This is a genomic window from Paenarthrobacter nitroguajacolicus, assembly GCF_051027655.1.
Lineage (GTDB): Bacteria > Actinomycetota > Actinomycetes > Actinomycetales > Micrococcaceae > Arthrobacter > Arthrobacter nitroguajacolicus.
In genome coordinates this window covers 818832-831864 of sequence record NZ_CP073234.1, presented here as the reverse complement: position 1 = coordinate 831864, position 13033 = coordinate 818832, and the positions used below count along the sequence as shown (strand labels likewise).

The 13033-nt window shown below is 62.3% G+C and carries 15 protein-coding genes, 1 tRNA gene and 1 riboswitch; of the genes, 8 read left to right on the top strand and 8 right to left on the bottom strand.

The features are described from left to right. Positions 1 to 18: 18 nt before the first annotated feature. A riboswitch (cyclic di-AMP (ydaO/yuaA leader) is annotated at positions 19 to 180 on the top strand. A gap of 3 nt (positions 181 to 183) precedes the next feature. Continuing rightward, the gene (locus KCX59_RS04190) at positions 184 to 1038 is read left to right on the top strand and encodes a hypothetical protein (RefSeq protein WP_179018715.1); all 855 of its coding nucleotides are present in this window, start codon (positions 184 to 186) and stop codon (positions 1036 to 1038) included. A 113-nt stretch (positions 1039 to 1151) separates the two neighbouring features. On the opposite strand, the gene KCX59_RS04185 is transcribed toward KCX59_RS04190, so the two are convergent. Genes KCX59_RS04185 through upp form a run of 4 tightly spaced genes read right to left on the bottom strand, consistent with a single transcriptional unit; the run spans position 1152 to position 4397 of the window. After that, a complete protein-coding gene (locus KCX59_RS04185) occupies positions 1152 to 2543 on the bottom strand; it encodes a pyridoxal phosphate-dependent decarboxylase family protein (protein WP_179018717.1) in 1392 nt (463 codons plus the stop codon). A 51-nt stretch (positions 2544 to 2594) separates the two neighbouring features. Beyond that, complete coding sequence (locus KCX59_RS04180) at positions 2595 to 3293, bottom strand: HAD-IA family hydrolase (RefSeq protein ID WP_179018719.1); 699 nt, start codon at positions 3291 to 3293, stop codon at positions 2595 to 2597. Between the two features lie 45 nt (positions 3294 to 3338). Next, positions 3339 to 3716, bottom strand: coding sequence for a VOC family protein (locus KCX59_RS04175; RefSeq protein WP_179018721.1), 378 nt, complete (start codon positions 3714 to 3716; stop codon positions 3339 to 3341). A 45-nt stretch (positions 3717 to 3761) separates the two neighbouring features. Continuing rightward, positions 3762 to 4397 (bottom strand): uracil phosphoribosyltransferase, encoded by a 636-nt coding sequence (upp, locus tag KCX59_RS04170; protein WP_091465380.1) that lies wholly within the window; start codon positions 4395 to 4397, stop codon positions 3762 to 3764. Between the two features lie 22 nt (positions 4398 to 4419). Here upp and KCX59_RS04165 point away from each other — a divergent pair, with 22 nt between their 5' ends. Beyond that, positions 4420 to 4932 (top strand): nucleoside deaminase, encoded by a 513-nt coding sequence (locus tag KCX59_RS04165; RefSeq protein ID WP_178993360.1) that lies wholly within the window; start codon positions 4420 to 4422, stop codon positions 4930 to 4932. 57 nt (positions 4933 to 4989) lie between these two features. On the opposite strand, the gene KCX59_RS04160 is transcribed toward KCX59_RS04165, so the two are convergent. Genes KCX59_RS04160 through KCX59_RS04150 form a run of 3 tightly spaced genes read right to left on the bottom strand, consistent with a single transcriptional unit; the run spans position 4990 to position 7395 of the window. After that, positions 4990 to 5991 (bottom strand): glycosyltransferase family 4 protein, encoded by a 1002-nt coding sequence (locus tag KCX59_RS04160; protein WP_434122629.1) that lies wholly within the window; start codon positions 5989 to 5991, stop codon positions 4990 to 4992. After that, a complete protein-coding gene (locus KCX59_RS04155) occupies positions 5992 to 6390 on the bottom strand; it encodes a 6-pyruvoyl trahydropterin synthase family protein (protein ID WP_179018723.1) in 399 nt (132 codons plus the stop codon). A 3-nt stretch (positions 6391 to 6393) separates the two neighbouring features. Next, the gene (locus KCX59_RS04150; protein ID WP_179018725.1) at positions 6394 to 7395 is read right to left on the bottom strand and encodes a zinc-dependent alcohol dehydrogenase; all 1002 of its coding nucleotides are present in this window, start codon (positions 7393 to 7395) and stop codon (positions 6394 to 6396) included. Between the two features lie 138 nt (positions 7396 to 7533). On the opposite strand from KCX59_RS04150, the gene KCX59_RS04145 reads away from it, so the two are divergent. Next, positions 7534 to 7623, top strand: a tRNA-Ser gene (locus KCX59_RS04145). 495 nt (positions 7624 to 8118) lie between these two features. Here KCX59_RS04145 and KCX59_RS04140 read toward each other — a convergent pair. Then, entirely contained in the window at positions 8119 to 8403 is a 285-nt protein-coding gene (locus KCX59_RS04140) for a hypothetical protein (RefSeq protein ID WP_256871574.1), read from the bottom strand. Here KCX59_RS04140 and KCX59_RS04135 point away from each other — a divergent pair. The 5 genes from KCX59_RS04135 to KCX59_RS04115 are packed head-to-tail and all read left to right on the top strand — an operon-like array spanning position 8308 to position 13018. After that, complete coding sequence (locus tag KCX59_RS04135) at positions 8308 to 9792, top strand: 4-alpha-glucanotransferase (RefSeq protein ID WP_370629227.1); 1485 nt, start codon at positions 8308 to 8310, stop codon at positions 9790 to 9792. The two genes, KCX59_RS04140 and KCX59_RS04135, sit on opposite strands and share 96 nt — an antisense overlap. Then, on the top strand, positions 9789 to 11045 hold the full coding sequence (locus KCX59_RS04130) for a hypothetical protein (protein WP_179018729.1): 1257 nt from the start codon (positions 9789 to 9791) through the stop codon (positions 11043 to 11045). The genes KCX59_RS04135 and KCX59_RS04130 overlap by 4 nt, the downstream gene beginning before the upstream one ends. Continuing rightward, the gene (locus KCX59_RS04125) at positions 11042 to 11572 is read left to right on the top strand and encodes a dCTP deaminase (RefSeq protein ID WP_179018731.1); all 531 of its coding nucleotides are present in this window, start codon (positions 11042 to 11044) and stop codon (positions 11570 to 11572) included. The genes KCX59_RS04130 and KCX59_RS04125 overlap by 4 nt, the downstream gene beginning before the upstream one ends. Continuing rightward, positions 11569 to 12132, top strand: a complete 564-nt coding sequence (locus KCX59_RS04120) for a dCTP deaminase (protein WP_179018733.1) — start codon at positions 11569 to 11571, stop codon at positions 12130 to 12132. Before KCX59_RS04125 ends, KCX59_RS04120 begins: the two co-directional genes overlap by 4 nt. After that, positions 12113 to 13018 carry a class I SAM-dependent methyltransferase gene (locus KCX59_RS04115; RefSeq protein WP_179018735.1) on the top strand — a complete coding sequence of 302 codons (906 nt, stop codon included), beginning with the start codon at positions 12113 to 12115 and terminating at the stop codon, positions 13016 to 13018. The genes KCX59_RS04120 and KCX59_RS04115 overlap by 20 nt, the downstream gene beginning before the upstream one ends. Positions 13019 to 13033 lie beyond the last annotated feature (15 nt).

Sequence of the window (13033 nt, the reverse complement as noted above, 5' to 3'; positions counted from 1 at the left end):
GATGCGCCGAGCTCTGCCACTTCCCGGAGTCCGTTCTTTCTCCGAGGCAGAGACGGGGGACCCAGAGTCTCCGGGCCCAGGCCTTTTTGGCCGGCCCTTGGGGTGAAGCCGCAGCATGATGCGCGGCCGGATGACCTCATCCGAACCCGACAGCTAACTCCGCAGGCGCTGAGAGGTAATCACATGTCTGAATTTAACGATCAGACGCGCCCTTCCGCGCGTCGCCGCGACGAACACAACGCACCGCACACCAAGTCGCAGTCTGTCCTCAAGAACGCAGCCCGCCAGGGTAAGTCCGGCCACCGCATGTCCGTCGTAGCCGGTGTCGTGGCAGCTGCACTGGGCGTTGCATCGCTCGGAACCGCCGCAAACGCCGCACTGACCCTCCCCGAGGCCAGCCGCGTAGCCGGAACCCAGTCCAGTGCGCAGGTCAACACGAACAAGTCGGCCGAGATCTCCGCTTCCCTGGATGCTGCCGCCGAAAAGGGCGCAGCCGACAGGGCCGCCGCGGAAAAGGCAGCTGCTGACAAGGCTGCCGCCGAGAAGGCTGCCGCTGACCAGGCCGCAGCCGCGCAGGCCGCCGCCGAAAAGGCTGCCGCAGACCAAGCTGCCGCCCAAGCCGCCGCTGAGAAGGCTGCTGCTGACGCTGCTGCCAAGCAAGCCGCCGACGCCGCTGCTGCCGCCGCCGCCGCGGAAGCCGCAGCTGCTGCTGCCGCCCCCAAGGCCGTGGACGACCCCGCTGCTGCCAAGGCGTACGCACTGAGCATGCTTGGCAACTACGGCTGGGGCCCGGGCGAAATGACTGCCCTGAACACGCTGTGGGAGAAGGAATCGAACTGGAAGACCACGGCGATGAACGCTTCCAGCGGCGCCTACGGCATCGTCCAGTCCCTGCCTGCTTCCAAGATGGCTACCGTTGGTCCTGACTGGGAAACCAACTACCAGACCCAAATCAAGTGGGGCCTGAACTACATCAAGGAGCGCTACGGATCCCCGTCCGCCGCTCTGGGCTTCCACTTGGCCAACAACTGGTACTAAGCCAGACTGCTTGATTGCCGCGCCCGTTGCCGCCGTTCGCACCAGTACCCACTGGAGCGGATGGCGGGAACGGGCGCGGCTTTGCCGTTTCACAGGTGCGTGGCCGTAGAACGCTATGCCTCCGGTTCGGCCTTCACCGCTCCCCGCACGGCTGCGACGGACGCGGCGACATCCCCGGCGTCCGTAGTCCAATTGCTCACCGAAATCCGTAAGATCTCGCGGCCACGCCACGACGAACCGGACATCCAGACCGCGCCTTCGGCCATGAGCCGCTGGGTGATCCGGTGCGTACGGTCATCGCTTCCGAAACACACCGAGACCTGCGTGAACACGACGTCGTTGAGCACCTCCACGCCAGGGATCGAGGACAGTCCTTCAGCCAAAGCACGGGCATTTGCTGCCAGGCGCTCAACCATGGAAATCACGCCGTCCCGGCCCAGCTGCCTGAGTGCAGCCCAGACCGGGATGCCCCGGGCGCGGCGGGACATCTCCGGAACTTTCTCGAAAGGATCCCCAGGCCCGGCATCAGTGGCAATGAGGTAACTCGTGTGAACGCTGAAGGCACGCCTCAGGGCTTCCGGGCGTGCCACTATTGCCAAGCCACAGTCGTAAGGGACATTCAGGGTCTTATGGGCATCCGTTGCCCACGAATCTGCGTCTTCCACACCCGCCAGTCGGCCTCGCAGCCTCGGGCTCACAGCGGCCCACAAACCAAAGGCACCATCAACGTGCACCCACGCGCCGCGATCGTGTGCCACAGCTATGGCTTCCTCCATGGGATCAAATGCCCCGGAGTGGAGGTTGCCGGCTTGCAGGCAGACCAACGATGGCCCCGGTTGCTGATCCATGGCATCAGCAAGGGCGTCGGGGAAGATCCGGCCCTCGTCGTCGGCGTCTACCGGAACACAGGCGCCCAAACCGAGGTATCGCAATGCCAGATCCACTGCGGCATGCCGTTCCCGGCCGGCAAAGGTTGTGATGCGCGGTGCGCCGCTGAGACCGAGCGCTTCGAGGTCCCATCCGGCCTCGTCCATCAGGTATTGGCGGCCCGCTGCCAACCCCACGAAGTTAGCGGTTGTGGCACCCGTGGTGAATCCGACGTCGGCAGTCGCGGGCAGGTGCAGGAGGTCCAAAAGCCAGGCGGCGGCCGATTCCTCGATGGCAGCGGCGGCGGGAGTGGCGAACCGGAGCCCGGTGTTTTGGTCCCAGGCAGAGACGAGCCAATCAGCGGCCATGGCGGCGGGCAAAGTTCCGCCCATGACCCACCCAAAAAACCGTCCGGACTGGATCGCCATCAAGCCGGGCTCAGCCAGCGCGGCCAGCTCGTCCACTACCTCCGCGGCATCGGTTGCTCCGTCGGGGAGACGCGGCAGGATGCTCTTGGCCACCTGGTCGGCGTCGGATGAAGGGCGGACAGAACGGGTGGGAACCGACGCAAGCCACTCACCGGCGTGGACCATGGCCCGCTCCAATGCAGCACCGTACGCCTCCGGCATCGCAGACATGCGCACAGCCTACGCCCGGTTCACCGCTTGGAACAGACCGCGCAGAAAGGGCTAAAGGGTCAGCGTCAGGAGGTGGCCGCCGTCGTCGTCCTTCACTGCGGTGACGGTGACCGCCGAGTAGTCCGGGATCCGCCACATGCCCGGCTCCAGCTCCGCATTGTGCCTGGCAGCGGCCTTGCCCACCACAACGGTCCGCATCCCCGCGGCGCGCGCGGCGGCGATGCCGGCAGGCGCGTCTTCGAAAACCACGACGTCGGCCGGGTCGGCTCCCAGGAGCGCCGCCGCCTTGAGATAGCCTTCCGGATGCGGCTTGCCGCGCGTGACGGATTCCGCTGTGACCGTTGTGGACGGTATGGCGAGCCCGGCCGCCTGCATGCGGATATCGGCAAGGGTCCGGTCTGCGGAGGTAACCAACGCGATGGCGTCATCGGGCAGCCGCGCCAGCAGGGCTTCTGCTCCGGGAAGCGCAATGACGCCATCGGTACGGGAGCGTTCCATCTCGCCGAGCTCGGCCGTCAATGCCTCGAAATCAGCGCCAGCGGGCGCATACCGGCGAACAGTATCACCGGCCTGGACGCCGTGCGAGGTGCGCAGGATCTCGTTGTAATCCAAGCCGTAGCGCTCGGCGAACTCGAGCCACACTTGCTCAACGATCGCCGTTGAGTCCACCAGCGTGCCGTCCATGTCGAAAAGGACCGCGCGGACGGTCAACACTGATTGCTGGGAGGCGGGTTCGGCAGGATGGCTCATGGGTCCATCCTGCCGCACATCCGGCGTATGGCGGCGAAGTGTGACTTAGCCGTTCGGCCGCTGCGGGATGTATTGCACCGCCCATTTGTTGCCGTCGGGGTCTGCGAAGTAAACGAAGTGGCCCCAATCCTGGACGTCGATATCGCTGACGTCCACGCCGTTGGCCTTGAGCTGCTCATGCGCCTTGTTGATGTCCGCCACCACCACTTGGAGGCTTGGCGCTGTCCCGGGAGGGGCATCGCTGAGGCCCTCCCCGATGGCGATGGAACACGCCGAACCCGGCGGTGTCAGCTGCACGAAACGGATGCCGTCCATGGGACGCTCATCGAAATCGGCGTTGAAACCAACCTTGTTGACGTAGAAATCCTTCGCGCGGTCGACGTCGGACACAGGGACAAACACCAGTTCAAGTTTCCAGTCCATGCGCCACAGGCTAACGGGGCGCGTGGGAAACCGGTAGGGGGCTCCCTAAACTGCGACGCCGTAGAGGCGGTCGCCGGCGTCGCCGAGGCCCGGCACGATGTACGACTTTTCGTTGAGCTTCTCGTCAATCGAGGCCAGGACGATTTTCACGTTGGCGTCGGAGAGCTCTTCTTCCAGCTTGGACAGCCCCTCCGGAGCAGCAAGCAGGCAGATGCAGGTAACGTCCGAGGCGCCGCGCTTGAAGAGGAACTTGATAGCCTCACGCAGGGTGCCGCCGGTGGCGAGCATGGGGTCCAGGACGAAGATCTGCCGGCCGGTGAGGTCCTCGGGGAGCCGCTCAGCGTAGGTGATGATGTCCAAGGTTTCTTCATCACGGGCCATGCCCAGGAAACCCACCTCGGCGGTGGGGACCAGCTTGGTCATGCCCTCCAGCATGCCGAGGCCGGCGCGCAGGATGGGGACCACCAGCGGCGTGGGCTTGGTGAAAGCCGTGCCCACGGTTTTTGTCACGGGGGTCTCGATCTCGACTGGCTGCGTCTTGACCTCGCGGGTGGCTTCATAGGCCAGGAGGGTGACGAGTTCTTCAGTGAGTTGCCGGAAGACCGGTGAAGGGGTGTTCTTATCCCGCAGAACGGTGAGCTTGTGAGCGACCAGCGGGTGGTCCACGACGAGTGTGCGCATCCCCCAAAACTATCATTGAGACATGAGCGCCACCGAGCCGTATCACGCAGAACACATGGCCTGGATGGGCCTTGCCCTGGACGAGGCCCGGTTGGCGCTGAAAACGGACGACGTACCGATCGGTGCCGTGGTGTTGGGGCCCGACGGCGGGGTGCTGGGTTCCGGACGCAACGAACGGGAAGCGCTCGGAGACCCGACGGCCCACGCGGAGGTGGTGGCCATTCGTCAGGCTGCTGCTTCGCTGCGTCAGCGCGCTCACGATGCGGGTTCCGATGGAGATGGCTGGCGCTTGGAGGATTGCACTTTGGTGGTCACCCTTGAGCCGTGTGCCATGTGTGCCGGGGCGATTGTCCTGGCCCGTATTCCCCGCGTCGTGTTTGGCGCGTGGGACGAGAAGGCCGGAGCGGTGGGTTCTGTGTTCGATATCCTCCGCGAGCGCCGCCTCAATCACTGGGTGGAGGTCTACGCGGGCGTCCGCGAGGAGGAGTGCGCAGCGCTGCTGAGGGGCTTCTTCGCAACGCACCGCGTGCCCTGACTCCCCCGCGAGTTGGCACTTAATGCCGATCCGGGTGCCCGGGATGGGCTTTTACTGTCACCTCGGTGGGCGTTCAAGAGTCTCAAGGACGGTGGCGGCAGTGGTGTCCCAGCCGTGGAGATGCTCCCGGGCCGTGAGGGCTCTGCTGCGCCATCGTTCTTGGAGTGCGTGATCGGAGAGCCAGGTCCGGAGGGTGCTGGCGAGGGTGCCTGGGTCACTGAGATCCAGGGCCGCGCCCGCCCCTGTGTCACCCAGTGCTTCCACTGCGCCGGTCCCCTGCCGTACAAGCACGGGGATGCCATGAGCCAACGATTCCGTGACGGACATCCCGAAGCTTTCGGAGCGTGAAATCAGAACACTCAGGTCTGCCCTGTGCCATTGCTCTTCGAGCGCATCGCCGGTCAGCTCGCCAGTGATGCTGATTCGGTTTTCGAGACCGTAATGCTCGACGGCGGCCCTCACCACGGCCGCATAGCTCGGATCAGCGTCGTGGGAGCCTATGAGAGCTGCGGTCCAAGCCAGATCCTGTAACCGGCTGAGCGCCTCTACCAGGAGTGTTTGGCACTTGTTGGGCAGCAACGCGGCAACCGCCACGATGTGCTGTGGTTCGGATCCTTCTGCGGGGTTTGCCCGCTCAGCACCGGGCGTAGCGACGACGATGTACGGCGTCCCATGCCTGGCTCGCAGTTCCCCGGCGGCGTGGGCGCTCGGACAAATGATCCCGGTTGCTGCAGCCAGCGCCTTCGCCTCAAGGTCATGGTGGTCCGCCAACGCCATGTGCGACAGAATCCAGACCTTCGTCCCGGCATTGACCGCTGCGGCGATCTCGTCCGGCGCCCCACTGGCTACCAAGCCGTCGGCCATCACCGTTGTGCCGCCGTCGAGCATGTCAGCGAACCGCTGCCGGTCCATGGGGCTGCCAACCGGCCAATCGCCGTCGACCGTTACTGTCTCAACGTTGACGCCGAGGGCAGTCAGGTGCTCCGCGAGCTTGGCGTTGTACTTGTTGCCGCCGGAACCGTGCCGGACGTTCCCAGGGACCAGGAAGCGGATGTGCACTTACTTGACCGGGAGCTCCAGCGAGTAGCCCGCCCAGGCATCAGGGTTCTCGCGGAGGACGACGTCGATGCCAGTGAGTGCCGGACCGTCCGCCGTGTCCTGGATTTGGGCGGCCATGGCGTCGGCGATGTGCTTCGCGAGAGCCTCCGTGGTGGAGAGCTTGCCCTTGAAGGCGGGGTGTTCGTCGAGGTTCTTGTAATTCAAGTCGGCGAGCACTTCCTCAAGGATGCCGCCGGCGGCACCTATGTCCAGGACGATTGCGTCGTCGTTGAGGGTGGGGCGGCGGAAGGTGACTTCAGCGACGAACGTGGCACCGTGGAGGCCCTGGGCTGGGCCAAACGCTTCGCGGGGAAGGCTGTGGGCGACCATGAAGTGGCGTCGGACGGTCAGGCTGAACATGAATTAATCCTCCGGGTTGGGGTACGCGACCACATGGCAGAAACCGCCGGGCCGTTCTAACAATTTTGTGAGTGTGGTGGGCAGGTTCCTGAACAGGCATTCGCTGGTCAGGAACGTGTCGAACAGCGGATCCCTTAATTCGAGTGCCGCCTGTTCCAAGCGCTGGGCGTTGGTTCGCCGGTGCCGTCTGGGCAGGGCGACAGCACCCACTTGGCTGGAACGGATGTTCAGCCTGCGGGCATGGAAGTCCTCGCCGAGTGGCAGGGTGACTTCTTTGTCGGCAAACCAGGAAAGTTCAATGACATCGGAGTCGTCGCCGGCCAGCTGGAGGCTCAACTTGAGGCCCTCATTGGAGGCGGAGCAGTGGAAGACGATGTCGTTGTCGTCCTTCGCTTCATCGGGAAGTGCGAAGTCCACGTCGATGGTTTCCGCCAGCTTTCGCTTCCCGGGGTCGGCGTCCACCAGTTGCAGGCGGCCCAGCGGATACTTCCGCAGGAGCGTCGCCAGGACACCGCCCACCAAGCCACCACCGACGACGGCGACACGGTCACCCAGCCTCGGGCCGGCTTCCCAGAGGGCGTTGATGGCCACCTCAACGATGCCGGTGAGCACAGCCCGACGTGCTGGTACGTCCTCCGGGATTGCGGTGAGTTGGCTGGTGGCGACCACATAGTAGTCCTGGTGTGGGTGCAGGCTGAAGACCGTTTTTCCCCGCCATTCGTCCGGGCCTTCTTCAACAATGCCGACGTTCAGGTAGCCGTATTTGACGGGCCCCGGGAAGTCGCCTTCCTGGTGCGGGGCCTGCATCAGGTCAGCCACTCGCTCCGGCACGCGGCCCTCGTGGACAACACGCTCAGTGCCGCGGCTGACCCCCGAATACAGCGTCCTGACCAGGGCTTCTCCTTCTTGCCTTGCTGGCAGGACCTCCTGGCGCAGCTCGCCATCGCCCGTTTCCGTGACCCAATAGGCCTGGGCTTCGTGTTCTTGTTCGCGCGAGATAGTCATGGTGCTTACGAATCTATCGGTGGGGGGCTGCTGACGGAAGTTGGCTGTGTATTACCGGCGCGTTAGCTGGTTCTCCTTGCAACTCATCAGGGGCTCGTTTTGGGGAACAGGGCTCAACTCCGGTACCCTATTTCAGTTGGTGACGTGTCCGAGCGGCCGAAGGTGCAACACTCGAAATGTTGTTTGGTGTAAAAGCCAACGTGGGTTCAAATCCCACCGTCACCGCCAATGAGAAAGGCCCTGCTTCCCTTTGTTTATGAGGGAGGCGGGGCCTTTTGCTTTGCCGGAATCAGGTCCAGCAGCCATTCAGCAGCGTCACCGCAAATGCCGGGCGCGAGTAGCGCACTGACGTCGAGCGACACGGCCAGAGACGCGCTCCCCGCGCCCCGGCCTCGAGTTCCTCGTAACGGTTTACCGCTCAGTCCCGCCACTCGCAACGGGGATCAGGAAGCCGAAGTGTACATGCTTTTACGGAAATGAGAGTGTCATGTCAAAAGTTAGTCAATTCCATTGACTAAACCTGTAAAGCTCTCCTAGCCTTCCTCAGAAGGGTTTCATGGCTTTCGTCATCGGATAGGAGCGACATGGTAGGCGTGAGGGACCACACCGGCTTAAAGCGAGAGATGGCGCAACGGCAGTCCTGCCCGTCTATAAGGTTCCGCACACCGCCCCTTACTTTTCGTCGCGTCGGCATCATGCCTGGACCGCGAAGTGGACGGGGACTCACCGGTGATTCCTGAATCCGCGGTACAGGGGGAATATGAGAACCGCTACGGTGATCACGTCGAGGTACCCGTTGAGGTGCAGCACACCGTAAGCCAATTGCTCAATGATGCCTGTGGTGACATCATGCCCTTTGATTTGGGGCCCAAAGCTGACAACCCGCCATTGGCACGACGTCGACGATGGGGTGTGCACCTGCAGTTGGCTCCCCTCGTTGACGATTCCACGTGGGGAATCGGCGACTACGGATCTCTCGTTCGTCTGGGACAGGAGGTGGTCACGCATGGCGCTGACTTCGTGGCCATCGGCCCTACCAACTGGGAGTCGATACTTCCTGATGGTGGACTTGATCCTTCGCCCTACTCACCGGTGAGTCGCCTGCTGTATAGCCTGCTGCATGTTGAAGTGACTACCGTGGCCGGATGGTCCTCAATCCCGCCAGCTGACCGCAAGGAACTATGCCGCCGCGGTGCTCAACTTAATGCAGGCTCCGCGGCAAGTCGCAATGACTTGGATGTATTGAAACTCAAGGCCGAGGCATTGCGATCCATCTTTGCGCATAACGAGCCCCAGGTATCCGGGATTGATCCACGCTCATCGGAGGGCTTGCTGGCGTCCGCACTCGTTCAGTACCTACAGGAGAGACGGGTCGCTGCGCACTACTTCGGCACGCTTGACGAAAAGCAATACGTCGAATTCCTGGTTTGGTTACAGCACGTTGTCAAAGGTCAACTCACTGTTGCTCACGAGGAGCTCCGCGCGGCCGGCATGGATATCGGAATTGTTGCAGATCTTCAGGTTGGCGCCTCTCAAGACGGGATCGACCAAGAAGTCTTCTCTGGGTGCTATTCCCGTACATTGAGCATCGGTACCCCACCGGATGACTACGTTCCAGATGGTCAGAATTGGCGACTCGCCTTCCCCGTGCCGCATCGTGATCAACACCGTCCCTGCGCTCAGACGTTGGCATTAGCCACCGTCGTCGTACCGGTCGGGGGCGTCCGCATAGACCACGTGTTGGGAATACAACGACTATGGGCGCGGCTCCCGGATGGGGCCGGGACCTACGTCCACTTCGATGTGGGGGCCCAAATGGAATCCATCCGCGAGCTTGTTGACCGGGGAAAGTTGGTGGTCGGGGAGGATCTCGGCAATGTTCCAGACGGTTTGCGCGAAGTGCTTGCTGAGAGTGGCGTGTACGGCACCGATGTAGTTTGGTGGACCCGCGGCAGTGACGGATCGCTACGGACAGGTCTCACCACCGAAGGCCGTGAGCAATCGATGTTGCTGATTGCCTTCCACGACACGAGTTCCACGGCCTGTTTCATCACCGGCGAGGATTTACGCCTCCTGGACAGCATGGGTCGGTTGGGAAGAGACCTCACGCAGGCGGAGAAGCAGCGATTCAGCGACCTCGCCGAGTTTGGGGTTGGACCAAACAGTGATGTCGAGGACGCGCTGCTCTCGATCTATACTTTTGCGTTCTCCTCACAACCAGAGCTCGTCAGCATCTACTACCCAGACCTTCTTGGTCTTGATTGCACTGAGAACGTACCTGGTACCGGTCCCGAGGACCATCCAAACTGGGTGCTTACCTACGGCGATCCAGATCTGAGCATTGAAGAGCAACTAGGCGGAAAGTTGGCCCGTCAGCTGCTCGCCCTCAAACGATGAAGATTCGCGACCGCGGCTTTGTACCCTTGGTGATTACGCAGGCTGCATCGAACGTCTGCACCAGCACGAACACGTTTATTGCCATCTGGCTCTTGAGCACGCCCTCGCTACCGACTCTCCTCCTCGGAGTGAATCAAGGCGTATTCCTAGCCACACTCATGCTCGGCACCCGGCTCAATCCGCTGGTCGTCAACTGGCTCGGACTGCGGCGCAGCACTCTCTTGCTGCTCCTGCTCGAGGGGCTCGGATTGGCTGGCCTTGGAGTTTGGATCGCCGGGCAGGCAACGCCCGAACCCAGCTTTCATGATGCTGTCGGCATTGTGGTGCTCGCGGGTATCACCACTTTTGCGGGGGGCCTGAACGGGCCATCTTGGGTCACAGTTGTGGCCCGGTGGGGAGGCGACCCGGCAGGACGATCACGGCGTCTGATGGCCGACAGCGCGGCGTTCCAGTTCGCGGCGGCTGTCGGGCCTTTGGTCGGCTCGATCTTCGTCAGCAGCGCTTCACTCCTCTGGTTGCTGCCATGCCTGAACATGGCAACGAATGCGGCGGCGGCCGCCGTCGTCGGGTGGGGTACACGACGGTACCCCCTGACCGCGGCCAAGTTGCCGGAGGAATCACAGTGCGCGAAGGCCAGCCCCACGCGAGCCAACGCAGACGACACTTGGAAACCGAACCAAGGAGGTTTGCTGATAAGTGTTCGGTCGCTGCCGCTGATCACTTTGCTCGTACTTGCCGCATTTGCTGATCCAGTACGAACCGTCTTACCTCTAATAGTCCGGGAGGCGGGGGGCGCGGCGGGGACACTGGCTTCGACGTCGGCTGCGCTGGCGGTGGCCGCCGCTCTGGCAACGGCCCTGGCCTCTGATAGCGCCTGGGCGATCCGGATAAGCCATTGGATGCGGGCTGGCGGAACCTTCTTGGTACTCAGTCTCGGTACGTTGGCATGGCTGCTCGGGGGCAGTATCGTCGCTTTCATCGCTGGAGCACTCCTGCTCGGGCTAGGGTCTGCCACGCTCTACGGTCAGCTTATGGCCGCCGCTTCCGAGGCAGACCAAGCCGAGGGCCGGGAGACGCGCTATGTTGCCGACGCCATCTTGCTCCGGGCTCTGATCTCATCTCTCTTCGCATTCATACTTACCAGTGGTTGGGGGGACGCGGCACGCACGGCCACCATCGTCGGAGCCTCAGCGCTGTCTGTGATGGGCGTCTACGCCGTTGGTCGGAGCATTCAACGGAGGCTCACCTCATGATTCTCACCGCCGACGAGATCCGCACCCAAGTAGAGGGAGGCAACATCACTATCTCCCCCTTCGAATCTGCGATGCTCAACCCGAACAGTTACAACTACCACCTGGGCCCGACATTGCGCGTCTACCCGCCGGGTGTTCACGACTCCCTGCGTCCGCCGTCGCCCGATGAAGTCGTCATCCCTGCAGAGGGTCTGGTTCTACAGCCGCGGCAGCTCTACATTGGCAACACCGTAGAACGCATCGGGAGTTCTTGTTACGTCCCTTCACTGATCGGTCGATCCAGCCTTGGCCGACTTGGCATGTATCTGCAACTGTCTGCAGACCTGGGCAACCTAGGCGCGTCACACCAGTGGACTCTCGAGATCACCGTCGTTCAACCTCTGCGTGTGTATCCAGGGATGGCGTGTGGGCAGGTCTCGTTCTGGGTTCCCCTCGGAGAAGTGTCCCTGTACGAGGGACTTTTAGGGACATTGTCCCCGCCCACTGTGCCCTCGGCCACCACGATGAGGAAGGCGTTCGACCGATGATTCTCACAGGACCTGCGATCGAGCAGGAAGTGCGCGACGGGACTATTCGAATTGCGCCCTTTGCGGCGAACCAAGTCAATCCCAATAGCTACGACTTGCGATTGGCGCCTCAGTTACTCGTGTATCGCAACCGACACCTCGATGTTGCGGAGGATAACCCGGTGGACAAGATCACAATCGGCCCTGACGGCGTGGTCCTGCAGCCGGACCGCATCTACTTGGGTGGCAGCGTCGAGCACGTCGGTAGCGACCATTACGTGCCGATAGTACGGGCAAAATCAAGCATCGCCCGCCTTGGCCTGTTCGTCCACGTGACAGCTGATCTGATTGACCTGGGATCGCACGGTCCTACCACCTTTCAACTGCACTCGGTTCTGCCGCTGCGCGTGTACCCCCACATGCGGATTGCACAAGTCACCTATTGGGTCCCGAGAGGAAGGATCGAACTTTACGACGGCAAATACAGCCTTGCCAAAGCGCCAATGGCCTCACAGGCCTACCGCGATTTCACCACAACAGGAACCGAGGAGAACACCGTTGATGACAAATCAAACCGTTGACAATGAGGAACGTGCCCGCTACTGGATGTCTGTGCTGGGAGATGACTACCTCCGCAGCCATTTCAGCACCGATCAACCACTGGCGATCCAGCAGTTGACGCATAATCGCTACCGAACCAACCCCCGTACCCTTGTGGACCATACCTTGGCCTGTCTTGATCTCGACGGTACTGAGGCGGTCCTCGACGTCGGGTGCGGCAACGGATTTGTCTTGCGGGATGTCGCGTCGCGAATGCGCTATCCCGGGAGCATCACAGCAATAGACCAGTCGGCGGAGATCCTCAACGTCGCGAAGGAGAATGTGAACTTCACTTGGGTTCCGGTGGATTACATCAACGGCGACGCCCGGCAATTGGACACCCTGATCGAGACGCAGTTCGACTGCGTCATGGCCAATTTCCTCTTTCACTACATCGATAACCCGGGTCAGATGGTGAGCCAGTTGCGAAGGGCCACCGCCGAAGACGGGCTGGCCGTAGTGACTGTTGAGGGTCTGGACTCGATGCCCGAAATGTACCAGCTGCATGAAGAGGCGATGCACGCAGTCGGCATTCCCGCAGACGTTATCGAGCGTGCACCGAAAGGCCGACGCGGCACTCTCTCACCGCATAACGGCCGGGCCATACTGGAGCAGGAGTTTCCCCACGTTACTGAGCACCCCTATGAGGACTGGTTACGCTTCGACGAAGCACGGCCCTTCATGGAGTTCTATGCCTCGGGTCACCGGTACGCAGGGTTGGAGAAGGTCGCGGGGGATAACGTCAGCGAGGAGCAGTTCACAGCACTGTTCCTCGACGTGCAACAGCGGGTTGAGGAGATTATCGACCAGCAGGGATTCTTCCGGTTGTCCAAGGTGAACGTCGTATTCGTGGCCCGGGCCTCATGACCGCAAGAGTTGCTC